This window comes from Aphanothece microscopica RSMan92, from assembly GCF_046613545.2.
Taxonomy (GTDB): Bacteria; Cyanobacteriota; Cyanobacteriia; order PCC-6307; family Cyanobiaceae; genus NIES-981.
Window position 1 is genome coordinate 1 of the sequence record NZ_JBKKKY020000046.1, and the last position, 24,336, is coordinate 24,336.

At 69.9% G+C, this 24,336-nt stretch carries 24 protein-coding genes; 12 read left to right on the forward strand and 12 right to left on the reverse strand.

What is annotated here, in order from left to right:
• Positions 1-145: 145 nt before the first annotated feature.
• The 5 genes from ACLD7X_RS11950 to ACLD7X_RS11970 are packed head-to-tail and all read right to left on the reverse strand — an operon-like array spanning position 146 to position 4,500.
• Entirely contained in the window at positions 146-961 is an 816-nt protein-coding gene (locus ACLD7X_RS11950) for a uroporphyrinogen-III synthase (RefSeq protein ID WP_411423859.1), read from the reverse strand.
• Between the two features lie 3 nt (positions 962-964).
• The gene (locus ACLD7X_RS11955) at positions 965-2,173 is read right to left on the reverse strand and encodes a glycosyltransferase (protein ID WP_412007263.1); all 1,209 of its coding nucleotides are present in this window, start codon (positions 2,171-2,173) and stop codon (positions 965-967) included.
• A 25-nt stretch (positions 2,174-2,198) separates the two neighbouring features.
• Positions 2,199-3,818, reverse strand: coding sequence for a glycoside hydrolase family 3 N-terminal domain-containing protein (locus ACLD7X_RS11960; protein WP_411423861.1), 1,620 nt, complete (start codon positions 3,816-3,818; stop codon positions 2,199-2,201).
• A 50-nt stretch (positions 3,819-3,868) separates the two neighbouring features.
• A complete protein-coding gene (gene rbfA / locus ACLD7X_RS11965; RefSeq protein WP_411423862.1) occupies positions 3,869-4,291 on the reverse strand; it encodes a 30S ribosome-binding factor RbfA in 423 nt (140 codons plus the stop codon).
• Between the two features lie 2 nt (positions 4,292-4,293).
• The gene (locus ACLD7X_RS11970; protein WP_412007262.1) at positions 4,294-4,500 is read right to left on the reverse strand and encodes a DUF751 family protein; all 207 of its coding nucleotides are present in this window, start codon (positions 4,498-4,500) and stop codon (positions 4,294-4,296) included.
• Between the two features lie 66 nt (positions 4,501-4,566).
• On the opposite strand from ACLD7X_RS11970, the gene ACLD7X_RS11975 reads away from it, so the two are divergent.
• Positions 4,567-5,286: a glutathione S-transferase family protein gene (locus ACLD7X_RS11975; protein WP_411423864.1), complete on the forward strand. Its 720-nt coding sequence runs from the start codon at positions 4,567-4,569 to the stop codon at positions 5,284-5,286.
• Here the strand turns inward: ACLD7X_RS11975 and ACLD7X_RS11980 are convergent.
• Complete coding sequence (locus ACLD7X_RS11980; protein ID WP_412007261.1) at positions 5,243-5,932, reverse strand: DUF6816 family protein; 690 nt, start codon at positions 5,930-5,932, stop codon at positions 5,243-5,245. The genes ACLD7X_RS11975 and ACLD7X_RS11980 overlap by 44 nt on opposite strands.
• Between ACLD7X_RS11980 and ACLD7X_RS11985 the strand changes: the two genes are divergently transcribed.
• A complete protein-coding gene (locus ACLD7X_RS11985) occupies positions 5,931-6,200 on the forward strand; it encodes a CRR7 family NDH-1 assembly protein (RefSeq protein WP_412007260.1) in 270 nt (89 codons plus the stop codon). The two genes, ACLD7X_RS11980 and ACLD7X_RS11985, sit on opposite strands and share 2 nt — an antisense overlap.
• Here ACLD7X_RS11985 and ACLD7X_RS11990 read toward each other — a convergent pair.
• A complete protein-coding gene (locus ACLD7X_RS11990; RefSeq protein ID WP_411423867.1) occupies positions 6,197-6,826 on the reverse strand; it encodes a shikimate kinase in 630 nt (209 codons plus the stop codon). The two genes, ACLD7X_RS11985 and ACLD7X_RS11990, sit on opposite strands and share 4 nt — an antisense overlap.
• A gap of 59 nt (positions 6,827-6,885) precedes the next feature.
• Between ACLD7X_RS11990 and ACLD7X_RS11995 the strand changes: the two genes are divergently transcribed.
• Genes ACLD7X_RS11995 through ACLD7X_RS12010 form a run of 4 tightly spaced genes read left to right on the forward strand, consistent with a single transcriptional unit; the run spans position 6,886 to position 10,205 of the window.
• Positions 6,886-7,887, forward strand: coding sequence for a 6-carboxytetrahydropterin synthase (locus ACLD7X_RS11995; protein ID WP_411423868.1), 1,002 nt, complete (start codon positions 6,886-6,888; stop codon positions 7,885-7,887).
• A gap of 11 nt (positions 7,888-7,898) precedes the next feature.
• Entirely contained in the window at positions 7,899-8,573 is a 675-nt protein-coding gene (locus tag ACLD7X_RS12000) for a RibD family protein (RefSeq protein ID WP_411423869.1), read from the forward strand.
• A gap of 26 nt (positions 8,574-8,599) precedes the next feature.
• Positions 8,600-9,817: a GNAT family N-acetyltransferase gene (locus ACLD7X_RS12005; RefSeq protein ID WP_411423870.1), complete on the forward strand. Its 1,218-nt coding sequence runs from the start codon at positions 8,600-8,602 to the stop codon at positions 9,815-9,817.
• Entirely contained in the window at positions 9,771-10,205 is a 435-nt protein-coding gene (locus ACLD7X_RS12010; protein ID WP_411423871.1) for a DUF4346 domain-containing protein, read from the forward strand. Before ACLD7X_RS12005 ends, ACLD7X_RS12010 begins: the two co-directional genes overlap by 47 nt.
• 30 nt (positions 10,206-10,235) lie before the next feature.
• Here ACLD7X_RS12010 and ACLD7X_RS12015 read toward each other — a convergent pair whose 3' ends face one another.
• Both ACLD7X_RS12015 and rimO read right to left on the reverse strand, forming a co-directional pair.
• Positions 10,236-11,846 (reverse strand): B12-binding domain-containing radical SAM protein, encoded by a 1,611-nt coding sequence (locus tag ACLD7X_RS12015; protein ID WP_411423872.1) that lies wholly within the window; start codon positions 11,844-11,846, stop codon positions 10,236-10,238.
• A 428-nt stretch (positions 11,847-12,274) separates the two neighbouring features.
• On the reverse strand, positions 12,275-13,660 hold the full coding sequence (gene rimO, locus ACLD7X_RS12020; protein WP_411423874.1) for a 30S ribosomal protein S12 methylthiotransferase RimO: 1,386 nt from the start codon (positions 13,658-13,660) through the stop codon (positions 12,275-12,277).
• Positions 13,661-13,701: 41 nt separating this feature from the next.
• Between rimO and ACLD7X_RS12025 the strand changes: the two genes are divergently transcribed.
• Positions 13,702-14,658 (forward strand): vitamin K epoxide reductase family protein, encoded by a 957-nt coding sequence (locus ACLD7X_RS12025; RefSeq protein ID WP_411423875.1) that lies wholly within the window; start codon positions 13,702-13,704, stop codon positions 14,656-14,658.
• Here the strand turns inward: ACLD7X_RS12025 and nadB are convergent.
• The 3 genes from nadB to ACLD7X_RS12040 all read right to left on the reverse strand — a co-directional run bounded on the left by nadB (position 14,646) and on the right by ACLD7X_RS12040 (position 17,610).
• Positions 14,646-16,313, reverse strand: coding sequence for an L-aspartate oxidase (gene nadB / locus ACLD7X_RS12030; protein ID WP_411423876.1), 1,668 nt, complete (start codon positions 16,311-16,313; stop codon positions 14,646-14,648). The genes ACLD7X_RS12025 and nadB overlap by 13 nt on opposite strands.
• Before the next feature lie 93 nt (positions 16,314-16,406).
• Positions 16,407-16,784 carry a photosystem II complex extrinsic protein PsbU gene (psbU, locus tag ACLD7X_RS12035; protein ID WP_411423877.1) on the reverse strand — a complete coding sequence of 126 codons (378 nt, stop codon included), beginning with the start codon at positions 16,782-16,784 and terminating at the stop codon, positions 16,407-16,409.
• A 187-nt stretch (positions 16,785-16,971) separates the two neighbouring features.
• Positions 16,972-17,610 carry a DUF3120 domain-containing protein gene (locus ACLD7X_RS12040; RefSeq protein ID WP_412007259.1) on the reverse strand — a complete coding sequence of 213 codons (639 nt, stop codon included), beginning with the start codon at positions 17,608-17,610 and terminating at the stop codon, positions 16,972-16,974.
• 252 nt (positions 17,611-17,862) lie between these two features.
• Between ACLD7X_RS12040 and ACLD7X_RS12045 the strand changes: the two genes are divergently transcribed.
• The 5 genes from ACLD7X_RS12045 to ACLD7X_RS12065 are packed head-to-tail and all read left to right on the forward strand — an operon-like array spanning position 17,863 to position 24,179.
• Positions 17,863-18,732 (forward strand): undecaprenyl-diphosphate phosphatase, encoded by an 870-nt coding sequence (locus ACLD7X_RS12045; protein ID WP_411423879.1) that lies wholly within the window; start codon positions 17,863-17,865, stop codon positions 18,730-18,732.
• Positions 18,733-18,758: 26 nt separating this feature from the next.
• A complete protein-coding gene (locus ACLD7X_RS12050) occupies positions 18,759-20,153 on the forward strand; it encodes a TIGR03279 family radical SAM protein (RefSeq protein ID WP_411423880.1) in 1,395 nt (464 codons plus the stop codon).
• A gap of 28 nt (positions 20,154-20,181) precedes the next feature.
• Entirely contained in the window at positions 20,182-21,939 is a 1,758-nt protein-coding gene (locus ACLD7X_RS12055; RefSeq protein ID WP_411423881.1) for a TolC family protein, read from the forward strand.
• A gap of 15 nt (positions 21,940-21,954) precedes the next feature.
• Positions 21,955-23,367: a BCD family MFS transporter gene (locus ACLD7X_RS12060; RefSeq protein WP_411423882.1), complete on the forward strand. Its 1,413-nt coding sequence runs from the start codon at positions 21,955-21,957 to the stop codon at positions 23,365-23,367.
• Complete coding sequence (locus tag ACLD7X_RS12065) at positions 23,364-24,179, forward strand: inositol monophosphatase family protein (RefSeq protein ID WP_411423883.1); 816 nt, start codon at positions 23,364-23,366, stop codon at positions 24,177-24,179. The genes ACLD7X_RS12060 and ACLD7X_RS12065 overlap by 4 nt, the downstream gene beginning before the upstream one ends.
• Positions 24,180-24,336: the final 157 nt, after the last annotated feature.

Sequence of the window (24,336 nt, forward strand, 5' to 3'; positions counted from 1 at the left end):
ATCGTCGAATACGGCGGCAACGCCGGTGTCCTCAGTGTGGGCGAACGGGGTGGCCGCAACACCGATCTGCTCCCTTCCGGCTGGAGTGTGGCGGCGATCGATGTGGACCGGGGCCGGCTGACCTTGCGTCAGGGCAAGCAGACCGTCACGGCCGAGCTCTGAGCGCCTGGCCGCAGGCCTCCACCAGCCCCTCGAGGTCGTGGGGGCTCGCTTCGGCATCCACCCGGCCCAGGGCGCTGATGCAGCGCCTGCTGGTCTGGGGACCGATCGAGATCACCGCCACCCTTCCCAGGCGCTCGCGCCAACCCTCCCCGAAGGCCCCCTCCAGCAGCAGGGCGGTGTGACTCACCGTCTTGGCGCTGCTGAATGTGATCGCGTCCAGCCGGTCCTGCTCCAGGGCCGCCAGGGCCGCCGTCGGCAGCCCCTCCGGACAGCGGGTCTCGTAGGCGGCCACCTCGACCACCCGGGCTCCCGCCTCGGCGAAGGCTTCCGCCAGAACGGTCCGGCCGCCGCTCTGCACCCGCGGCAGCAGCAGCCTCAGCCCCCAGCCGGAGACGGGAAAGTGCTCCAGCAGGCTGTCGGCCACGTAATCCGGTGGGATGAAGTCCGCCGGGGCGCCAAGGTCCTCGAGCTGTGCCGCGGTCTTGCGACCCACGGCGGCGATCCGCAGACCCCGTGGTCGCCGGGCCAGGGAGCGGCCCTGCCGCTGCAACCGCCGCTCCACGGCCTCCACGCCGTTGCCGCTCGAGAACACGAGCCAGTGGAAGTCGTCCAGTTCGGCCAGGGCATCATCCAGCGGGCCCCAGGCATCCGGTGGGGTGACCACCAGGGCCGGCAGATCGACCACCTGGGCACCGGCCTGCTCGAACAGCCGGCGCGCTTCCCCCAGCTGGGTCTCGGCCCGGGTCACGCCGACGGTGCGGCCGGCCAGGGGCCGCTCGGGGGGGTGGGGATGGGTCATGGGTCAGTCCTCCAGCTTCACCAGTGACGCGGCCCGTCGGCGCAGATCCTCGGCCTCGGCGGTGCGGCCCTGCTGCTGCAGGAGCCCGATGGCCTGGCGAAAGCCAGCCCGTGCGCCGACGATGTCCCCGCTCATCAGCAGGGCCACCGCCAGGTTCTGATGGGCTTCGGCATGGCCAGGATCGAGGCCGAGGGCCTGGCGGTAGGCGGTGATGGCCCCGGGCAGCTGGCCCTGCCGCCGTTCGATCAGCCCCAGGTTGTACCAGGCCAGCCCCACCTCCGGTGCCGCCTGGATGGCCCCACGGCAGAGGGCGGCCGCCTCGACCAGCTGGCCGCTGTCACACAGGAGCGCGGCCAGGTTCAGCCGGGCTCCGAGGCTGACGCGCGCGGGCAGGCCCAGATCCAGGGCCTGGCGGTAGAGGCCTGCGGCCTGCTGGGGGTGCCGGGGCGCCAGGGCCAGGCCCAGGTGCAGCAGCAGTTCGTAGCGTTCCGGCACGGCCGTGGCGGGACAGTGTTGCAGTCCGCGCTGCAGCAGGGCGATCCCACGGTCGCGGTGGCCTTCGCTCACCTCCAGGCTGCCGAGCTTGGCGCAGGCATAGGGGTCATGGGGATCCCTGGCCAGTTCCTGCTCCATCGCCCGACGCAGCCGGTGCGCCTTGTCTCCTGTGGCCAGCAGCTCGGGCGTGTAGCCGTCATGCACCAGGGCGGGCTCGGCGCAGTCGACGATGCGCCAGCCGGGTTCCTGCTGGATCAGGGCCAGCACGCTGTCATCGATCTGGCTGTGGTACGCCCGGCTCCAGTGGAGTGCCGGATGCCGGCGGAACAGGCGGCTCACGCTGGAATAGGGCGACTGGCGGGCTCCCCGCTCGAAGCGCAGCAGATTGACCAGCAGCACATCCGGCTGCCGCATCCACTCCCGCAGTGGTGCGTGGGCGGATTCGAGCAGCTGTTCATCGGCATCCAGCACCAGCACCCAGTCCCCGCCCACGCGGCGCAGGGCTTCATTGCGGGCGGGGGCGAAGTCACCGGGCCAGGGCATGCTGTGCACGACGGCACCGCAGCGCTTCGCGATCGCCACCGTGTCGTCGGTGGATCCGGTGTCCAGCAGCACCATCTCGTCCACGAAGCCGGCCACCGAAGTCAGGCAGCGCTCGAGCCGAAGCGCCTCGTTGCGCACGATCATCGAGAGGCTCAGCATCGGCGGCGGCTTCACCAGGTCTGCATGCAGGGCAGGGGCCTCAGTCGGTGAAGCCCTCCTGGCCGCCAGTGTGCCCCAGGCCCAGGGCCTCCAGGACGGCCCGCTGGGCCCGGGGCATCTGGCCGGGGCTGTAGGCCGCGGGGATCGGGGCGGGCACCAGGGGCCGCAGCTTCTCCCACACGTATGGGCTGCCGTAGACCGCCAGGGCGGCCAGCCGTCCGGCGCCGACCAGCTGGGCGATGGCCGCCGGCCAGGGCTCATCGCCTCCCGCGGTGCCCCGGAAGGGGTTGCCCCGCACGAACAGCTGCACCAGCACGGGGCCGCTGCCGAGCCGCCCCAGCTCCAGAGGGGCGGCCGGATCGTCGCCCCAGAGCCGGGGCCCCAGCCCATCCACCAGGCACGGCGCCAGTCCGGCCGCCGTGGGTGTGGCCAGGGCAGGCGCGCCGAGGGGCAGGAACGGTGCCTGCAGGGCCGTGTCCAGCCGCACCAGGTTGATGCCCTGACCATGGCTGGCCGGTTCCCAGCGTCGAGGCCGGGCACCGGTGCTGGTTTCCAGGGTCCGCCGGACCAGGGTCTCCTCCAGGGCCCCATCGGCCTGCGGGGCCAGGCGAGGATCGCCGCCGGCCGGTCGCACCCGGTCCAGGGCCGCCCGGCGACGTTCCGCACTGGCCTCCAGCTGCGCCCGCTCCAGCCTGCCGCTGAGCACGGCGGCTTCGATGCCCGCCAGGGCCTGGTGGGCATCGGCCGGCATCAGCACCAGGTCAGCCCCGGCGGCCAGGGCCAGCACGGCAGCCTCTCCGGCGCCGTGGTGGCGGCTGATGGCCTCCATCACCAGCGCATCGGTCACCACCAGGCCCTCGAAGCCCAGGTCCCTGCGCAGCAGATCGGTCAGCACCGCAGCTGAGAGGGTGGCGGGCCGGCTGCCATCGAGGGCGGGCAGCAGCAGGTGGGCGGTCATCACCGCCTCCACCCCCGCGGCCATGGCGCTGCGGAAGGGCGGCAGTTCAATGCGCTCCAATCTGGCCCGGCTGTGGGGCAGGGTCGGCAGTTCCAGGTGGGAATCGGAGCTGGTGTCGCCGTGGCCCGGGAAGTGTTTGGCACAGCCCAGGACACCCTCGGCCTGCAGCCCGCGGCAGAAGGCCGCCGCGAGGGCGGCCACGGTGTCCGGGTTCTCCCCCCAGGCCCGCACGTTGATCACCGGGTTGGCGGGGTTGTTGTTCACATCGCAGACCGGCGCCAGCACCCAGTTCAGACCGAGGCGCCGGGCATCCTGGCCGGTGCAGCGGCCGTAGCGCTCCGCCAGTGTCAGGGCCTCTGCCGGAGCCCGGGCGTGCAGCCGCCCCAGGCCGAGCGGCGGCACCAGCCAGCTGGCCCCCTCAAAGCGTTGCCCCACCCCTTCCTCGACATCGGCGCACAGCAGCAGGGGCTGGCCGGCCCACTCCCGCAGCTGGTCGCAGCGCAGGGCCACTTCGGCGGCGCCGGCGCCCAGCAGAATCACCCCGCCAACCCCCAGCTCCAGCAGCTCCCGCAGCTCGGCATTGGCCAGTTCCCAGCGGGGATAACGCCGCTGGTGGTCGGCCAGATGGCCGCTGGCACGCACGACCAGCAGTTCGGCCACCAGACGCCGCAGGCCCGGATCGGGGGGATGGTCCGTTGCCATGGGGCTCATCGCGTCATGCCGGCTGCATCCCCCGCCCATCCATGCCCTGCTCAGGCCGGCCCGTTGTTGTCCTGGGCAGCGGTGCCTGGGTCGGCGGTTTCCCCATCCCCCCGCACGCTGCGCTCCTCCTCCAGCCGGTTCAGCAGGCTGAGCACGGAGGTTCCCCGCTCGATCCCCCGGTCCAGCACGAAGCGCACGTCGGGTGTCCGGCGCATCTTGAGGCGGCGTCCCAGCTCTCCCTTCACGAACGGGGTGGCGGATTGCAGTCCCGCCATCGCCAGTTCCCGGTCGGCGTCGCTGCCGAACACGCTCACGAAGATCTTGCAGTGCTGAAGGTCGCCAGCCACATCCACAGTGGTGACACTCACCATGCCCTGGCCGACCCGTTCGTCCTTGATGCCGGTGAGCAGCAGCTCACTCACTTCCCGGCGGATCAGGGAGGCCACCCGTTCCACCCGTCGCCCCTGCGCCATGGCTAAGCCATCGGTACAGGGTTCACCATCGCACGCAGAATCAGCCCCAGGCTCAGCAGCCCGCTGATGGCGGCGCCGATCAGGGCCACGGCCGTCACCGGATTGCGCCCCCGGGCGGCAAGGGGCTCCAGCACCGAGTTGGCCACCCCCAGCCCGAAGGCGATCAGATAGCGCGGGTAGCGCGTCACGTTGAGCAGGAAGTCCTTCATGGCCTCCGGGAACCCCTCTTCTGATGCCTGCTGGCTACTCTGCCGCCTTGGCTCCGGGCTTGACGCATGCAGCTCCACCAGTTCCGGCATTCCGCCTTCTGTGAGAAGGTCCGGCTGGTGCTGGCCGCCAAGGGGCTCGACTACAGCGTGGTCGAGGTGACCCCGGGGGTGGGCCAGCTCGAGCTGTTCCGCCTCTCGGGCCAGCGCCAGGTGCCGGTGCTGGTCGATGGCTCCGAGGTGATCGCCGATTCCAGCGCCATTGCGCTGCACCTCGAGGCGCAGCATCCGCTGCCGGCGCTGTTGCCCACGGAGCCGGAGCAGAGGGCCCTGGTGCTGCTGCTGGAGGATTGGGCCGATACGGCTCTGGCGGCCGGGGCACGCCTGGCCCTGCTGCAGGCGGCCGTGAGCGATCCGGTGCTGCGTTCCGGGCTGCTGCCCGCGGCCACCCCCGGGCCCCTGAGGCAGCTGGTCTCAGGGTTGCCGGGTGGCTGGCTGGCGGGCTTCGGCGAGACGGTCACCGCTCTGCTCGGGCCCCAGGAGCGCCGCCAACTCCAGAGCAACCTCGAGCAGCTCGCCGTGCTGATCGCCGATCGCCCTTACCTGGTGGGAGCAGGGCTGAGCCTGGCCGACCTGGCGGTGGCGGCCCAGCTTTCCCTGCTGCACTTCCCGGCCAGTGCCGGCGCGCCGCTGGCCGGCCACGGTGTCTGTGGGATCGCCGACCATCCCCTGCTGGAACCCCTGTTCAGCTGGCGGGATCGGATCCTCGTGGAGGTGGGTCGGAGCTGATCGGCTGCAGTCGGAACCGACGGTGCTCGCTGCGGATCGGGGCGGCCACCAGACCCTCGGCCGGGGAGGGATAGCTCGCCTGCCACTGCTCCACGGCGATGGCGCCATCGGCGGCGAGCGCGAAGCGGCTCAGGGTTTCCACCCGGCTCACCCGCGGATTCCCAGGGCCGTGCAGCACCTGCAGCACCAGCTCGTCGGCCAGGAACGTGCCGGCCCCGAGCTGTTCCTGCCGCCTGCCGATCACCCGTGACTCCAGCTGCAGGGGAGCCCCTCCAGGACCGCGCAACCGGGCGATCTGCCGGTTGGGATTGGAGGGATCGTCCTCCACGCCCAGCAGGTCCTCCCCCAGCTGGGCCCGCCCCATGGCCCGCGCATTGAAGGCCCGATCTCCGACCACGGAACCACCCGGGAGCCTCAGGAACCGAACGCGGAATCCGGGACCCTCGGCCCGGTGGCCATCCTCCTGGACCGCCCAGGTCCCTTCCAGCCAGGTCGGGTAGACCAGATCGCCCGATCCCGGCCGGGGCAGCGGGGCGGGCAGCCGCCAGGCGGGCCACTGGCCCAGCCGCTCGCCCAGCTGCCCCGAACCCGTCGGCAGCACCGCGAGCCACAGCGCCAGGATGACTCCCACCAGCGCGTTGCCCATGTCCGATCCCCTGATGCGGGAACTCGATCATTACGTGGTGCTGGAGCCGGCCGGGGGCGAGCAGATCCTCACGGCGGCCGAGACGCTCAGCTGGCTCGAGAGCCAGCTCGCCGGTCTGAGCAGCGTGCCGGCGGACCTCGCCGGTCTGGACGGCGCTCGCGCCCGGGCCGAACGCCTGCTGGAAACGGCCTGTGAACTGGAGATCGAGCCAGGCAGGGCCGTCCAGTGGTTCGCCGTGCGGCTGGATCCTCCCGGGGCCGGTGGTTAGTTGAGGGAGTGGGTCAGGGCTCCGTCCCCGTCGCGCAGCAGCACGGGATCCTCCGGGGCGCTGGGACGTTCCCGCAGGATCGACGGCAGGTCCCGCAGGATCATGGCGGCCACGGCTTCCGGCCCCTGCCCGCCGGCCTGGCTGATCCGCAGGTCGGCCTGGGCGTACAGCGGGCGTCGGGTCGCCATCAGGGCCGCCAGGCGCTCGGCCGGATCGGCGGCGGCCATCAGGGGGCGTGGCGTGGGGTCGTGGGACAGCCGGCTGAGCAGCAGGGGCTCGGGCGCATCCAGCCAGATCACCACCCCCTGGTGCATGTGTCCCCAGTTCTGCGGCCGGGTCACCGCCCCACCCCCGGTGGCCACCACGAGGGAGTGCCAGCCGCTGATCTGACCGAGCACGGAGGTCTCCAGCTCCCGGAAACCCTCCTCGCCATCGGCGGCGAAGATCCGGGGGATCGGGCGACCGGCCGCCGCCTCCAGCACCTGATCGGCATCGATGAAGCGATAGCCCAGGGCTTCGGCCAGGGGACGGCCGACCGCGCTCTTGCCGCTGCCCATCATCCCCACCAGGTACAGGTTGAGGCCCTGCAGGCGCCGGGCCAGCCCCTGGTGCTCGGTTGCGACCATGGCCTCTCCCTCGGCAAACAGGCTTCGTTTCTAGGATGGAGCCCCAGCGTTCGAGCCCCATGACGGCACGTGCCAGGCCGGCCCAGGGCGTCGCGCCACCCATCCAGGGGAATCTCTCCGGAACCGCCGTCTCCCGCGGTCACGGCCAGGGACGGCCCTGTCTGATCACCCGACGGGCCATATTCAGCGCCAGCCACCACTACTGGCTGCCGGAACTCTCCGAGGAGGAGAACCTCGCCCGCTTCGGTCTCTGCAGTCTGGCCCCGGGCCATGGCCACAACTACGAGCTCATCGTGGCGATGGCCGGTCCCCTCGATGCCGACGGGATGGTGCTCAACCTCTCGGAGGTGAAGCACGCCATCCGCTCCGAGGTGACCGCCCAGCTCGATTACCGCTTCCTCAACGCGGTGTGGCCGGAGTTCGATCTTTCCCGCCCGGAGGGCACCCTCCCCACCACCGAAGCCCTGGGCCGTGCCATCTGGAGCCGCCTGGCGCCGTTGTTGCCCCTGGCCGGTCTGCGGCTCTACGAGCAGGCCAATCTCTGGGTCGACCTGCTGCCCCCCTCCCCGGACTCCCCCGACGCCTCCCTTCCCATGGAAGCCTTCCTCTCGATCCGCACCCACTTCGCGGCGGCCCATCGCCTTGCCCGTCCGGAGCTGAGCCAGGCGGACAACGAAGCCATCTACGGCAAGTGTGCCCGTCCCCACGGCCATGGCCACAACTACCTGCTGGATGTGACCGTGCGGGGGCCGATCGATCCCCGTACCGGCATGGTCTGCGATCTGGCCGAGCTTCAGCGCCTGGTCGACGACCTGGTGGTGGAGCCCTTCGACCACACCTTCCTCAACAAGGACGTGGAACACTTCGCCACCTGTGTCCCCACCGCCGAGAACATCGCCCTGCACATCGCCGATCTGCTCACGGCTCCGATCGCGGCCACCGGTGCCCGTCTGCACAAGGTGCGGCTGCAGGAGAGCCCCAACAACGCCGCCGAGGTGTTTGCCGAGATCCCCCAGCTCGAGATGGTGCCGGCCGCCCTGGAGGCCCTGGTCGCCCGCTGATCCACGCTCCCGTGCCCCTCGCCGCCGCCGGGTTGCCCACGCTGCGCCTGGTGCTGGCGATCAGCCTGGATGGCCGGCTCGCACCCCCCAGCGGTGGTGCGGCCCAGCTGGGAGGCCCGGGAGACCGCCGCGCCCTGGAGCAGGCCCTGACCTGGGCCGACGCCTGCCTGATCGGCGCCCGGACCCTGCGTCTCCACGGCGGCACCTGCCTGATCCACGCCCCCGATCTGCTGGCCCGGCGTCGGCAGCTGGGCCTGTCCCCCCAGCCCGCGGCCGTGGTGGTGAGCCGCTCGGGCGACGTGCCTGCCGGCCTGCCCTTCTGGGATCAGCCGCTGCAGCGCTGGTTGCTGGCACCGTCCACCGTCACCGCCCCGCCGGGCTTTGACCGCCACCTGGCGCTGGGGCCCTGGCGAGAGGCTCTGGCGCACCTGGCTCGGGGGGGCCTGGAGCGGCTCGTCCTGCTCGGCGGCGCCGCCCTGGCCGGGGCGCTGCTGGCCGAGGACCTGGTGGATGAGCTGCAGCTCACCCTCTGCCCGCTTCTGCTGGGGGGGCCAGCGCACTGGCTGGAGCTGCCGGCCCTGGACCATCCCTCCCACTGGGAGCTGCTCGAAGGCCGCGATCTGGGGGGAGGGGAGTGGCTCCTCCACTACCGCCGGCGTGCGTCACGCCCGGACCCCGGTGGTTAGGTTGCCCCGGCCGGACTGCCCACGCCATGGCTGAGCTGCTCGCCCGCTGGCACCGGTCCATCGCAGAGCTGCCGGAGCAGGCCTGGGATGGTCTGCTGGCCGATGATCTGCCCTTCTACCGCTGGCGCTGGCTGCGGGAGCTCGAGCACAGCGGCAGCGTGGTCCCCCGGGAGGGATGGCAGAGCTGCCATCTGGCCCTCTGGCGCGGCGAGCAGCTGCTGGCGGTGGCCCCGCTCTACCTCAAGGGTCACAGCTACGGCGAGTTCGTGTTCGATCAGAGCTTTGCCCAGCTCGCCGGCCAGCTGGGCCTGCGCTACTACCCCAAGTTGGTGGGCATGAGCCCGGTGAGCCCGGTGCAGGGCTACCGCTTCCTGATCGCGCCGGGGGAGGATGCCGCCGCACTGACGGCCCTGATGCTGGAGTTGATCGATGCCTTCTGCCTGGAGCACGGCATCCTCAGCTGCAACTTTCTCTACGTGGATCCCGCCTGGAGACCCCTGGCCGAGGCGGCGGGCTGTGCCGTCTGGATCAACCAGCAGAGCCAGTGGAGCAATCCGGGCCACGCCGATTTCTCGGACTATCTGGCCAGCTTCAATGCCAACCAGCGCCGCAACATCCGGCGGGAACGCAAGGCTGTCCAGGAGGCGGGTGTCCAGGTGACGCCGCTGGTGGGCGAGGCGATCCCGGCCCCGCTGGTGGAGCGCATGCACGACTTCTACGCCCAACACTGCGCCCGCTGGGGGCCCTGGGGCAGCAAGTACCTCAGCGAGGCCTTCTTCGCGGCGCTGGCCGCCGACCCGGGGCTGCGTCGCCATCTGGTGCTGTTCAGCGCCCATCGGGGCGACCCTGGTGAGCCCCTGGCCATGTCCCTGTGCGTGCGTGGCGGGGACCATCTGTGGGGCCGCTACTGGGGCAGTGATGTGGACCTCGACTGCCTCCATTTCGAGGTCTGTTATTACGCCCCCATCGCCTGGGCCATCGAGACGGGCCTGGCCCACTTCGACCCCGGGGCAGGCGGCAGCCACAAGCGGCGCCGTGGATTCGTGGCCCAGCCGCGGGTGAGTCTCCACCGCTGGAGCGACCCACGCTTCGACACCATCCTTCGCAACTGGCTCCCCGGTGCCAATGCCGCCATGGCCCGCGAGATCGAGGCCATCAATGCCGAGCTGCCCTTCAACGCTGCCTACGATCCCCCCCATGTCCCACAGTCCATCGCCACCGCCGTGCCCCCAGCGCCCGGCTGAGGATCGTCCCCCGCTCTCGAAGCGGCGCCAGGAGCTCGACGACGGGCTCTCGGGCCGGGTGATCGCTCTGGATCCGGCCGGGTATTTCCTGATCAAGCTGGATCGGGACGCCGGCGAGCTGATCGCCGAGCATTACGGCAACGGCATCGACGCGCGGGGTCTGGCGACCGATCCCGACACCGGCGAGGTGCTCAGCTGCCGGGGCGGCGGTCCCCGCCAGCCCCTGGCGATCTACCGGGGGCGCACCGCCAAGGAACTGGGCATCGCCCTCACCGAAGGCGAAGACCCCCACCCCCTGAGCCGCCTCGACCACGCGCTCTACCTCGGCCGGGAACTGCAGAAGGCGCAGTGGTGCCTCGAGCAGGGTCTGGATTACATCCAGGACTGATCAGTCCGGACCAGGTGCACAGGCCGGGGTCTAGGCGGACACCAGCTCCGGCGCGGGCTTGCTCGACGGTTTCGGGGGCTCGGGGGGGAGCAGGGCCAGCTGGGCTTCGATCTCCCGCCGCACGATGGAGCGGTACTCCAGGAAGTGCTCGTTGTGAGCCAGGATCGAAATGAACCCCGTGAAGCGCTGGGGGTTGTGCCGTGCCATGCCGTAGAGCGCTTTCCAGAACCGCCAGCGGGTGTCGCGGCGGAAACCCTGGCGCCAGACGATGATGCCCAGGGCCCGGATGTCCACCCAGCTGGTTCCTTTCTGGCCGCTGCGCTTGTCCGGGATCAGGAACTCCCTGTACTTCTGGGGAGGCAGTTTCAGGAAGTAGTGGTAAACCCGGTCGATGTAGGCATTGGGCTCGTAAAGCCGGGAGAACGCCTCCACGTATTCGTTGGCGATGTCGCGGATCGGGCGCGTCGGCACGAAGTTGAGCAGGTTGGTCTGATTCACGCCCTTCGCTGCGGCGGAGTCCTGAATCAATCGCCCCTCCCGCTCCAGGCGATGCCACAGGGCCGTGTTGGGGAGGGCCTGCAGCATCCCCATCATCGCGTGGGGAATGCCGGTGCGGGTGACGAAATCGACGATCCGATCGCCCGCCCCCTGCTTCTCACCGTCAAACCCGATGATGAAGCCGGCCATCACCCGCAGACCGTAGGAGGTGATGCGGTCGACTGATTCATCGAGGGAACTGCGGGTGTTCTGGCGCTTGCCGGCGGTTTCGAGACTGGCTTCGTCCGGTGTTTCGATGCCGAGGAACACGCTCTCGAAGCGGCACTCCACCATCATCTGCATCAGGTCTTCATCGGCGGCCAGATCCACGGAGGCCTCCGTGGCGAAGCTGAACGGATACCCGTGCTCGATCTGCCACTGCTTGAGCGCCGGCAGCAGACGCTTGACGTTGCGCTTGTTGCCGATGAAGTTGTCGTCGACGAGGAACACCGACCGGCGCCAGCCCAGGTCATACAGACGCTGCAGCTCCGCGATCAGTTGGTCAGGTTCCTTGGTGCGGGGTTTGCGCCCGTACAGCACGATGATGTCGCAGAACTCGCACTGGAAGGGGCACCCCCGCGAGAACTGCACCGACATCTCGGAGTAGGCCTCCATCTCGAGCAGATCGAAGCGTGGAATCGGCGTACCGGTCACATCCGGCTTCTCGCCGCCGGCGTTGAACCGGCCGCTGCGTTCGCCCCGTTCGATCGCCTCGATGAACAGCGGCAGGGTGATTTCCCCCTCGTCGAGCACCTTGAAATCGGCCAGATCCAGTTCCGGGGCATCGGGCGTGGAGCTGGCGAAGGGGCCCCCGACCGCCACGGGCAGGCCCCGGGCCTTGGCCCTCGCGATCTGGGCGGCCATGTCGTCCTTCTGGACGATCATTCCCGAGATCACCACCAGCTCCGCCCAGGTCCACTCGTCTTCGGTGACCTCCCGGACGTTCCGGTCCACCAGCTTCATCGGCCACTGCTGGGGGAGCAGGGCGGCCACGGTGACCATTCCCAGGGGTGGGAGCAGCACCTTGCGGTTCACCAGTTCCAGGATTTTTTCGTAACTCCAGAACGTCTTGGGAAATTCCGGGTAGATCAGCAGAGTGCGCATGGAGGAATCCGAGGGGCAGACGAGAGGAGTGCCCACGAAGCGTCCGAGGCCCATGGGCCTCGGCAAGGCCCGCTCCAGACCCGATCGACCCCTGCACGGTGGCGGCGGCTCAGCTTCGTGGCAGCTGCGGAGCGATGAAGCCAGTGCTCTGGGCTACCCCCTGGATTGGGTGAGACCCAACCCTAGGGATCCCGGCCACCCGCTGCCGCCCATCCCCGGGCTCTGCTGTAATGGCCCCACGTAATTGCGTTGAAACCGCCATGGGTGCCGCGATCTATCTGGCTCTGGTGGGCGGTGGCCTCACCGCCGCGTTGCTGGCCTCCGTCGTGCTGCGCGGGATCAAGCTGATCTGAGCCAACCCCCGCTGATCTGAGCTGGAAGCCGCCCCGCCGTTCGCCCTACCGGTCGGGTTGCGCTTCTGATCCCGCTCAGCCCAGGGCTGGTCCCACGGCGGCCAGAGCCTCCTCCACCATGGCGGCGGCCCCGACCACTTCACCGATCAGGTCATAGGTGTCGGCTGCGGTGATCCGCACGGGCACCATCGTGCCGGGAGAGGCGCAGAGTCCTGCGGCCCCGGGGTGCACGCGGACTTCCCCGTCCACTTCCGGAGCGTACCGGGAGCAGCGGCCCAGCATCTCGCCGGTGCTGGGGTTCTCCTGCTCGATCAGCACATCCACGATCCGCCCGACCCAGAGGCTGTTGCGGGCGGCGGCGATCGGCTGCTGCAAGGCCATCAGCCGGTGCTTGCGCTCTTCCGCCACGGCGGCCGGAACGGGGTTGGGCAGGTCGGCGGCGGGGGTGCCGTCCTCGGGGGAGAAGGTGAACACGCCCACGTGGTCGAACTGCTGCTCGGCCACGAAATCGAGCAGGTGCTGGAAGTGCTCCTCGGTCTCGCCCGGGAAGCCCACGATGAAGGTGGTGCGCAGCACCGCCTCGGGCAGGGCGTCGCGGATCCGGCGCAGCAGCCCACCGGTGACCTGCGTCTGCCAGGGACGGTTCATGGCCCGCAGCACCTCCGGATGGCTGTGCTGCAGGGGCAGATCGAGGTAAGGGAGCACATTGGGCACCTCCCGGTAGGCGGCCAGAACTTCCGGAGTCAGCCCCGTCGGGTAGGCGTAGTGCACCCGGATCCAGGGGATCTCCACCGCGCCGAGGGCCCGCAGCAAATCGGCCAGCCGGGGCTCGCCATAGAGGTCGAGGCCGTAGTTGGTGGTGATCTGGCTGATCAACACCAGTTCCTGCACCCCCTGGGCGGCGAGCTGGCGGGCCTCGGCCACGATCGATTCGATGGGACGGGAGCGCTGATCACCGCGCAGCCTGGGAATGATGCAGAAGGCGCAGCGGTAGTCACAGCCTTCGGCCACCTTGAGGTAGGCCACCGCCTCGCTGGTGGTGCGGTAGCGCGGCAGGTGCTCATCGCCCACAAAGGTGGGCGTGGCGCTCACCTGGTTGACCCGCTCGCCGGCCTCCACCCTCTCCAGCACCGAAACGATGTGCTGGTAATCGCCGGTGCCCACGATGGCGCGGGCCTCCGGCAGGGATTCGAGCAGTTCCTCCTGGAAGTGCTGGGCCAGGCATCCCGCGATGATCAGCTCCTTCCCCTGGGCGGCCAGCTCCACCAGGGTGCGCACCGACTCCTCGCGCGCGTCCTGGATGAAGCTGCAGGTGTTCACCACCACCACGCTGGCGTCGCTCTCGTCGGCCGAGACCCCGTAGCCGGCTTCGGCCAGCAGTCCGAGCATGTGTTCGGTGTCCACCCGGTTCTTTTCACAGCCCAGGTGGGTGAACGCGACGGTTTTGCGGGGGGTGCTCATGGGCGGACGCCGGCCGATCCTCCACCCTATGGGGCAGGGCGGTGGCGTTGCTGCGAGAATCCGCCCACTGCCTGCTGCTCGTGACCTCCAGCCGCCTCAGCGATCGCCTCAGTTCCAGCCGCCGCCGCGCTGAACCCGCCAAGCGCTGGGTACGGGTGGCTCTCGCCGCGCTGGCCACGGTGGGTGCCATCGACACCGGCTCGATCACCCTGAAGCGATGGGGCTGGCTTGGCGCCCTCACCTGTCCGGGCGGCGCTGAGGGCTGCGACAAGGTGCTCAACAGTGCCTGGGGCACCCTGTTCGGCCAGCCCCTCTCGCTGTTCGGTTTCCTGGCCTACCTGGCCGTGGTGCTGATGGCGCTGCTCCCCCTGGTGCTGCGGGGTGACCTGCGCACCCGCCTGGGGGCCCTCAGCTGGTGGGGCCTGCTGCTGACCAGCACGGGCATGGCGGTCTTCAGCCTGCTGCTGATGGGCGTGATGGTGCTGAAGATCCAGGCCTTCTGCTTCTTCTGCGTGCTCTCGGCCCTGCTGAGTGTGGCGCTGCTGGTGCTCAGCCTGATCGGGGGCGACTGGGGTGACCGCGGCCAGCTGCTCTTCCGCACGATCCTGGTGGCCCTGGTGGTGGGGCTGGTGGGTCTGGGCTGGGCCGCTGCGGTCGATCGTCCGGAGGTCGTCACCGCGCGGGGTGTGCCGCCGGCGGTGCTCAGCGCGAGCACGCCCGAGACCCTGGCCTTGGCCGAGCACCTCACCAGCAGCGGCGCGGTCATGTACAGCGCCTACTGGTGTCCCCACTGCCACGAGCAGAAGGAACTGTTCGGCAAGGAGGCCACCGCCAAGCTCAAGGTGATCGAGTGCGCGCCCGATGGGCGCAACAGCCAGAAGGCCCTCTGCGACAGCAAGGGGGTGGAGGGCTTCCCCACCTGGGAGATCAACGGCAAGCTCGACGCCGGCGTCAAGCCCCTGGCCAAGCTCGCTGAACTCAGCGGCTACCGGGGCTGATCCTCCACCGGGCCTGTCCCACCCCCCACCGCGATGGTCCGGATGGAGCTGGCCAGCATCTGGGTCGTGTGAACGCGCCAGAAGGGCTGGGGAGCAGGGGCGTCAGTGCGGAAGTGCCCGCCCCGGCTCTCCACCCGGAACAGCGCCGCTTCGATCAGCAGCTCGGCAAGCACGAGCCGCTGATGCAGCTCCTGCAGATGCCGGACCCCCTGCTGGGTGGCGGCATCCAGGCTGAGCACCTGATGCGTCGGCTGGGTGTGCAGCCGCTGCCAACAGGGATCGGTCTCGACCTCCAGCCGCTCCCGCCGCACGTCCCGCAGGGCCGGCACCAGCTGGTGACCCTGCCGCTCCACCCCCGCCACCTGCCAGCAGCGGTCCCGCAGATAGCGGATCCTGGCTTTCAGGGCCACCGTGCTGGTGGCGGGGGGAGCCAGGACCTGCTCCGATCCGGGGCTGGCGAAGCTGCTGCCGGCGGGACCGCTGGACGTCAGCCGGATGTGGCGGAGTTGCCTGGCGAAGACCAGGCATTCCATCAGGGAGTTGCTGGCCAGTCGGTTGGCGCCGTGCACGCCGGTGCAGCCGAGCTCCCCCACCGCGTAGAGGCCAGGCACGGTGGTGGCAGCCCGCAGATCGGTGCTGACGCCCCCCATCCAGTAGTGGGCGGCAGGCGCAACCGGCAGCGGCGCGGCCGTGGGCTCCAGGCCGAGTTCGCGGCAACGGCCCAGGATCGTCGGGAACTGGCTGGCGAGACGCCGCTCCCCCACCGGTCGGAGGTCCAGCCAGAGATGGTCCACCCCCTGCTCGCGCATGCGCCGGGCGAGGGCGCGGCTCACCTGATCCCGCGGGGCGAGATCGCCGCCAGGCAGGCCCTCCACCGGACTGGCCCCGCTGCTGTCGAGCAGGCGCGCCCCTTCCCCGCGCACGGCCTCGGAGATCAGGAAATGGGGCGCTCCCGGCAGCATCAGGGCTGTGGGATGGAACTGCACGAACTCCAGATCCCTCACCTGGGCCCCCGCCTGCCAGGCCATGGCCAGGCCGTCGCCGCTCGACTGGGCCGGGTTGGTCGTGTGGGCGAACAGGTGGCCGCCGCCGCCGGTGGCCAGGACCACCGCCCTGGCCCGGAGCCAGTGGATGCGTCCGGCCTCGAGCACCTGCAGGCCGCAGCAGCGGCCGTCCTCCACCCACAACTGCAGGGCCACCACCCCCTGACGCTGATCCAGCCCCGGCCGCCGGCGCACTTCCCGCTCCAGGGCATCCACCAGGGCACCACCGGTCCGGTCCTGGGCGTGCAGCACGCGGCGGTGGCTGTGGGCGGCCTCGAGGGTGGTGCTCAGCGCGCCCCCATCGCGGTCGAAGGCCATGCCCAGCTCCAGCAGCCGCCGGACACAGGCCGGGGCTTCATGGACGAGCAGGTCCACGGCCTCCGGATCACACAGCCCTGCCCCCGCCTTGAGGGTGTCGGCCACATGGCTGGCGAAGCTGTCGTTCGGTCGCGTCACCGCGGCGATGCCGCCCTGGGCCCAGCGACTGGCGGAGCGGGGTGCCCGCTCCTTGTTGAGCAGCAGCACGCGCAGATCTGCGGGCAGCTCGAGGCAGGCCATCAGACCGGCGGCTCCGCCCCCGACCACAACCACATCCCAGTCGAACTGCGCCATCAAGGCTGGGGGCTTCCGGCAGCTGCCGGCATGAAAAAAGCCGCCGGAAGGCCCCGACGGCTTTCAACGGTGCGCTGAGCTTAAGCAGCGGGATCAGCGGTACTGGCCGTCGTTGATCCGGTCGAAACCTTCATTGAGCGCGATCGCCGGGGGGGTGACCGTGAAATTCTCCTTGTACTTGTTGAAGAGCTCTTTCTGGCGCTCGGTCAGGTCCAGTTTCAGCACGTCGTCGACGCTGTCGTAGGGCCCGCCCAGGACGATCTTGCCGGCCAGGGTGGGGTACATCCCCGGATAGTCCTGGAAGCGACGCACGGAACTGTTGTTGAGGTCAACCTTGTCGCCCCGTTCGGCGATCTTGTCGTCTGCCAGGTTCCGCAGCTCAGCGGCAACGGCAGCGGGGGGAAGGACCAGGGTGACCAGCAGGCCGGCCAGCACCACACCGCTCATCAACCAGGCAACCAGCCGTTTCATCACGACGACACTCCGTAGGTGGGCGGGAGACAGAGGTGGACGAGCCACCGGCTCACAACGCTACAGAAGGAGGCCAGGCTCCCGCTCGAGCCCGGACCAGCCTTTTGCAGATCTTCAGATCGCCGCCGGAGCCGGGGCCGCTGATCCGCTCGCCCCGGGCCGTTCCTGGGGGCGGGAATGGCCCCGCTCAGATCAGGCCGCTCAGCCGAGGTGCCAGCAGGGCGGCGAGCAGGAAGAGTCCATCCACGGCCAGGGTGGTGGCCAGGGCCGCACTGGCCACCCGGCCGGCCTCGCCCCGCTGCCACAGCCAGCGACTCGCCTGCAGCAGCAGCAGTGCACAACAGCCCACCAGGCTGAGGGCCGCGGGCTGCAGAACCTGTTCCGCAGCCCTGTGGAGCAGCTGGGCGGCCTCCGCCGGTGAGGCCGCCAGGGCCGCGGGCCAGAGGGGCATCAGCCCCGTGGCCGCGATGGCGGCGTCGGTGGCCGCCGTGCCGAGCAGGGAGCCCAGGTAGAAGCCGCAGGCCAGCCGCCAGCGGGGGATCGTGAGGCCGCCGAGGGCCAGCGGCAGGGCGATGGCCTCGATCGGCAGGTGCCAGAGCGGATGGAGCCGGGCCCAGCCCCAGAACAGTGAGCCCGCCAGCCAGCTGCCGGCAAAGCCGATCAGCAGCAGCCCGGCGTTTCGGCGCCCGGGTGCGTCGCACCGCTCCAGGGCCAGGCCGGCTGCCAGCAGCACGGCCGTGAACGCGGCGGCGCTGGCGGGGGAGATCCGCACCCAGGGGGCCTGCAGAAAGACCGGCAGGGTGACCAGCAGGGCGCTGCTCAGCACCAGGCCCGCGGACCAGGGACCACGGGACAGGGAAACCCACGCGGCCCAGCGGCCGCCCCAGGCAGAGCTGCCAGCGGGCGCCCAGGGCGCCGGTTCCACGGGTGTGGCAGGGGCCAGCGGTGTCGGGACCAGTGGCGCTGTGAGCGTGCTGGGACGGGCCCCGATCACCTGGCTTGTGAAGAAAGTTGTCCAACCTTAAGGGGTGAATCGCGCGCCCCTGGCCATAGGGTCAGCTCACACAGGGTTGGGGTGATGCAGCAGGCCGCTGGGTCGATCGGAGATCTGAGCCTCCTGGAGGCCTGCTGGCGTTCCCTGGTGCTGGGTGTGGTGCAGGGGCTCACCGAATTCCTGCCGATCAGCAGCACCGCCCATCTCAAGGTCGTGCCGGTGCTGCTGGGCTGGGGCGATCCCGGCGTCGCCGTCACGGCGGTCATCCAGCTCGGCAGCATCGCCGCGGTGATCGGTTACTTCCGCAGGGATCTGGCCCAGGTGCTGCAGGGGGTGGCGTGGGCCTTCCGCGATGGCCAGTGGCGCGATCCCGAGGCTCGGCTGGGCCTCGCCATCGCCCTGGGCACGGTGCCGATCGTGCTCGCCGGAATGGCCATCAAGCTCTGGGTGCCGGACTATGACCACTCACCCCTGCGCAGTCTCACCGCGATCGCCGTCGTCTCGATCGTGATGGCCCTGTTCCTTGCCCTGGCGGAGGGGCTGGGGAGCCGCCGCCGCCAGCTGCAGGCCGTGCGGCCCTGGGATGGGGTGGTGGTGGGCCTGGCCCAGATGCTGGCCCTGGTGCCGGGGGTCTCCCGATCCGGCAGCACCCTCACCGCCTCGCTGCTCGATGGCTGGCAGCGGGCCGATGCCGCCCGTTTTTCCTTCCTGCTCGGCATCCCGGCCATCACCCTGGCCGGTCTCGTGCAGCTGAAGGAGGCGCTGGCCACCCCCGCCGGCGGTGGCCCCATCCCGATGCTGGTCGGGATCGTCGCGGCTGCCGTGGTGTCCTGGGCGGCGATCGCCTGGCTGCTCCGGTACCTGCAGCGCAACAGCACCTGGCTGTTCGTGGCTTACCGCCTCCTGTTCGGGCTGGCGATCCTGCTGTGGCTGCGCGGCACAGTGGAGGGGTAGTGGAGCGGATCTGACCTGCGGCGGCCATGTGGAAGGAACCCTCCGCCGGCATCGCCCTGGCTGTCGCCGACGACGTGCAGCCCAGGCTGCCCCAGCCGGCCGTGGTGGCCAGCGTCGAACCTGGTTCGATCGGCGCCGAACTCGGCTTCGAGCCGGGAGACCGGTTGCTGAGCATCAACGGGCGCCGTCCCCGCGATCTGATCGACCTGCAGGTCCTGGTCGGGGAGGAGGAACTGGTGCTGGAGGTCGAGGACCCCAGTGGCACCCGTCACACCGTCGAGCTGGAGAAGGATCTGGATGAGGGGCTCGGCCTCGTGTTCACCGAGGCCCTGTTCGACGGGCTTCGCCAGTGCAACAACGCCTGCCCGTTCTGCTTCATCGACCAGCAGCCCCCCGGTCGGCGCCGCAGCCTCTACCTCAAGGATGACGATTACCGCCTGAGTTTTCTCTACGGCTCCTATCTCACCCTCACGAACCTCACCCCGGCCGACTGGCAGCGGATCGAGGAGCAACGGCTCTCACCGCTGTTCGTCTCGGTGCATGCCACCGATCCGGCGCTGCGCAGCCGCCTGCTGGTCAACCCCCGGGCCGGCCTGCTGCTGGAGCAACTGCAGTGGTTCGCCGACCGCGACCTGCAGATCCATGCCCAGGTGGTGGTCTGTCCCGGCCTCAACGATGGTCCGGCCCTGGAGCGCACCCTCACCGACCTGGCCGGCTTCGCCACAGGGGAGTGGCCTGCGGTGCTCTCGGCGGCGGTCGTGCCTGTCGGCCTCACCCGGTTCCGGCCTGCCGGGGATGCCCTGATCCCGGTGGATCGCGCCTGTGCCCGTCGGGTCATTGCCCAGGTGGAGCCCCTGCAGGAGCAGTTCCGCCGGCAGCTCGGCAGCCGGTTCGCCTGGCTTTCGGATGAGTGGTATCTGCTGGCAGGTTTGCCGCTGCCGCCCCGGGATCAGTACGAGGACCTGCCTCAGCAGGAGAACGGTGTCGGCAGCATCCGCGCCTTTCTCGAGGATCTGGATCGGGCGACCCGCCAGCTGCCCACCCATCTGGCGCGGCCACGCCGACTGAGCTGGGTTGTGGGCCGGCTGGTGGCCGAGGCGCTCCAGCCGGTGGTGGAGCGCCTCAACCGGGTCGAGGGCCTGGACCTGGTGCTGCATGGGCTGCCGAGCCCCTACTGGGGGCAGGACCAGGTGGTGACCGGCTTGCTGACCGGGGCCGATCTGCTCGATGGGCTCAAGGGTCGGGATCTGGGGCAGTGCCTGCTGCTGCCCTCCGTGATGCTGCGCCAGGGCGAGCCCGTCTTCCTGGATGACATGAGCCTGGAGCGCCTGGAAGCCGAACTGCCCGTTCCGGTGCAGCTTCTGACAGGTGCGGACGACTTGGTGGCCTCTTGTATCGGCAAATCTGTCCAGGATCCGTAAACTCCGCAACAAAGGCTCGAAACACGGCGTGTTCCATACCGCATTCCGGCTGGCCCTGCTTGGGCTCCTGGGGCTGCCCCTGACGGCCGCTTCAGTCAGGGCCGAGGAGGTTCGCGAGGATCCCGCCCCGACCGCCGAGCTGGCGGCCCCGGCCGTTGGCGATCCGCTCGCCCAGGCCCCCGCGTCCGAGACCGCCGGGGCGGAAGCTTCCCCAGCCGAAGTCCAGGACAGCGCCGGTGGCTCCACCCAGATCCTGCCGTGGGCCCCGGATGTCAAGGGATCCAGACCACGGGTGAACCCCGAGATCGTCGCGCCAGCCGCCACCGAGCTCCTGGCCCCCCTGCGGGCCCTGCCCTCCCCCGATTCCCTGGCCCTGCCCACCCGACCCGATCAGGTCACCATCCAGGAGCTGCGGCCCCTCAGCCTGAGTGAGATCGAGAACCTGGCTGAGGTGAACAACCCCAACCTCAAGGCCATTGCCAGCCAGGTCGACCAGGCCCAGAGCAACCTGCGGGCCCAGATCGCCCTCTGGTATCCGAATCTGAACCTGGAGGCGACGGCCCTGCCCACCTACACCACCGGCCAGCGGCGCGACAACGTGCGCCTGGGGGGTACCCAGGTCACCAACGAAGACCGCTGGGCGGCCGGTGTTGCGATCACGGCCCAGTGGGCTCTGATCAACCCCCAGCGCACTCCCTCGATCGCTGCGGCCCGTGACCAGTTCGAGAGGGCCAAGTACCAGTACGTGATCGGTCTGCGCGAACTGCGCCTTCAGGCCGCCCAGGCCTACTTCAACCTTCAGCAGCGGGACGACCAGGTGCGCATCGGCCAGGAGTCGGTGCGGGCCTCATTGATCAGCCTGCGGGATTCCCGGGCCCGGTTTCAGGCTGGTGTGGCGACCAAGCTCGAGGTCCTGGAGGCCGAGACCCAGCTCGCCCGCGACCAGCAGTTGCTCACCACCGCCCTGGCCGAGCAATCCATTGCCCGCCGCACCCTGGCGGCCCTGCTGGATCTGCCCCAGAACGTGACCCCCACGGCCGCAGACCCTTCCCGTGTGCTCGGGGTATGGCAGCCCTCCCTGCAGGAGAGCATCGTGGCGGCCTATGCCTTCCGCGAGGAACTCGACCAGGCCCTGCTCGACATCTCGATCGCCAACAGCCAGGCCAATGTGGCCCTTGGCGAGATCCAGCCGTTCCTGAACATCTTTGCGGGCTTTGAGTCCACCTGGTTCGATGGCGACCAGGGCACGGGTGACTTTGTGGTCAGCTCCGGTAACGCCTACGACACCTCCGTTGGCCTGAACCTCTCCTGGCGGCTGTTCGATGGCGGGGCCGCCGCTGCCCAGGCCCGCCAGAGCAAGCAGCTGGCCCAGGAGAACACCTTCCGCTTCGCCGAACGGCGCGATTCCATCCGTCAGGAGGTGGAGGAGAGCTTCTTCAACCTCGAGAAGAACAACCGCAACATCACGACCACGGCACGGGAAGTGCTCTCCGCTCGAGAGTCCCTGCGCCTGGCGCGCCTGCGCTTCCAGGCCGGTGTCACCACCCAGCGGGAGGTGGTCGACAACCAGCGCGACCTCACCCAGGCCGAGGTGCGTTACGCCCAGGCCATCACGGAATACAACGTGAACCTGGCCGAGTTGCGCCGCCGCACCGGTCTCGATCAGATCGCGGCCTGCCCCAGCCGTGCGCTCTCGCCGATCAAACCGGATGCGGCGGCCGATGTGCCGGTGGAACCCACCCCGCTGCTGCCGGCCTGCCAGGCCTCGAGTCCAGGCCCCCTCTGAGCGGTGCTTCCTTCAATGCCGCGGGCTGTCCCAGGACCCCGCTCCCTGGGATTGCTCCCGACCCTGCGGCTCGGTCTCTTCCAGGCCTGTCTGGGCTGCCTGGCCGTGGTCTTCGCCGGGATGCTCAACCGGGTGATGATCAGTGAGCTGAACTTCCCCGGCCTGCTGGTCGGAGGTGCCCTGGCCTTCGAGCAGTTCGTCTCCCCCGCCAGGGTGCTGTTCGGCCAGCTGTCCGATTCCCACCCCCTGGCCGGCCGCCACCGGGTCCCCTACATCTGGATCGGAACCGCCCTCTTCTGCGGCCTTGCGGTGCTCTCCATCCCGCTGATCTTCCACGTGGCGCGGTTGCTGCAGGCCGGGGATTCCCTGGCGCTGGCCGCTGGGGTGGTGGCGTTGTGTGGTCTGTTTGCGGCCTACGGCCTGGCGATCTCGATGGCCTCCACCCCCTACCTGGCCCTGGTCATCGACCGCACCGACGAGCGGGAGCGCCCCCGGGCGGTGAGCATCATCTGGTGTCTGCTCACCGTCGGCATCGTGATCGGGGCGATCAGCATCGCCATCGGCCTGCGGGGCCTCGACGGTGTTCAGGATCCGGCCGTGCTGGAGCCCGTGCTGTTCGGCTTCATGGGCCGCCTGGTGGTGGTGGTGCTTCTGCTCACCGTCCTGGCCACCCTGGGCATGGAATCCCGAGGCGCCCCAGGCAGCCCCAGCCAGGCGGGCAGCCGCGACGATGGGATCACCCTGCGGCAGGCCTGGGCCCTGATCACCTCCAGCCGCCAGGTGCTCGTCTTCTTCCTGTTCCTGGTCTTGTTCACCCTGGCACTGTTTCTCCAGGATCCGATCCTGGAGAGCTATGGCGCCGAGGTCTTCGGCATGCCGATCGCCGCGACGGCCTCCCTCAACGCGCTCTGGGGGATCGGCACCCTGATCGGTCTGCTGCTTGCCGGTCTGTGGATCGTGCCCCGCCTCGGCAAGCTCGCCACGGCCCGTCTCGGCTGCCAGCTCATGGCGGCCAGCCTGCTGCTGCTGCTGCTGGCTGGTCTCACTGCCCGGGTTCCAGTGCTTCAGGCGGTGCTCTTCCTGTTCGGCCTGGCGGCCGGGATCGGCACCAACAGCGCCCTTGTGCTGATGCTGGACCTCACCCTTCCCGAGGCGGCCGGCACCTTTGTGGGGGTCTGGGGGCTGGCCCAGGCCATGTCCCGTGCGCTCGGCAAGGTGTTCGGTGGCGGGCTGCTGGATCTGGGCCGCTGGCTCCAGGATCTCACTGGTCTGGGGGCGACGGCGTTCCCCCCCTATGCCCTCGTGCTCGGGATTGAGGCGCTGGTGGCACTGGCGTCCCTGGCGTTGCTCGCCCGCGTCAATCTCCGCCAGTTCAGGGAGGATACGGGCAGAAGTCTCAGCAAGGTCCTGGCCCTCGAGATCGGATGACCCAAGCCCTCACGCGCTCTGCCCTGGATCCTGGACTGGCAGCCTTGATCGATCGGGTGGCGGAGCGTCAGCGGGCCGATTTCGGGCATGCGGTCTCCGACGTCAAGGCCGATGGCAGCCTCATCACCGCCTGCGATCGCTGGAGTGACGCCACCCTGGTGGAGGGGCTGGCGGCGTTGTTCCCCAATGAGGGGGTGCTGAGCGAGGAGGGGAACAAGCAGGTGCCGCTCAGCGACGCCTACTGGGTGGTCGATCCGCTGGATGGAACCACCAATTTTGCGGCGGGCATCCCCTACTGGGCCATTTCCCTGGCCCGCTTCGAGCACGGTCGTCCCGTGCTGGCCGTCCTCGATGTTCCTCCCCTGGGCCAGAGGATCGTGGCGGTGCGCGGCAAGGGGGCCTGGCGCAACGACAAGGTGTTGCGGCCTCCTTCCCTGCAGGCCCATCCCGCCGGCTGCGCCTCCCTCTGCAGCCGTTCCATCGGTGTCCTGCAGAAACTGCCCGACCGGAGGTTCCCCGGGAAGATCCGGCTGCTGGGCGTGGCCAGTCTCAACCTGGTGAGTGTGGCGATGGGACAGACCGTGGCGGCCCTGGAGGCGACGCCGAAGATCTGGGACCTGGCTGCGGCCTGGCTGGTCCTCAGCGAGCTCCAGTGTCCGCTGCGCTGGCTGCTCCGCTCGCCCGAGAACCTGGTGCCGGGCAGCGACCAGGCCGTGGCTGACTATCCGGTGCTGGCGGCCGATCGCGCCGAAACCCTGGAGCGCTTCATGCCCTGGGCGGAGGCCCTCCAGGCCCTTGCCGCCGATCCGTGAGGGGGCTGCTGCCCACGCGTGTGGTAGATTATTGGACTGCGCCCCAGAGCGGAAGCTGAGGGGTTAGCGGGGCTTACGGGATCAGGAGGCGCGAGCCGAACGGTGTTGTAAGTTTTCTGGGTCGCCGGGAGGCGACGGCCACCGAGAGCTCCGGGGA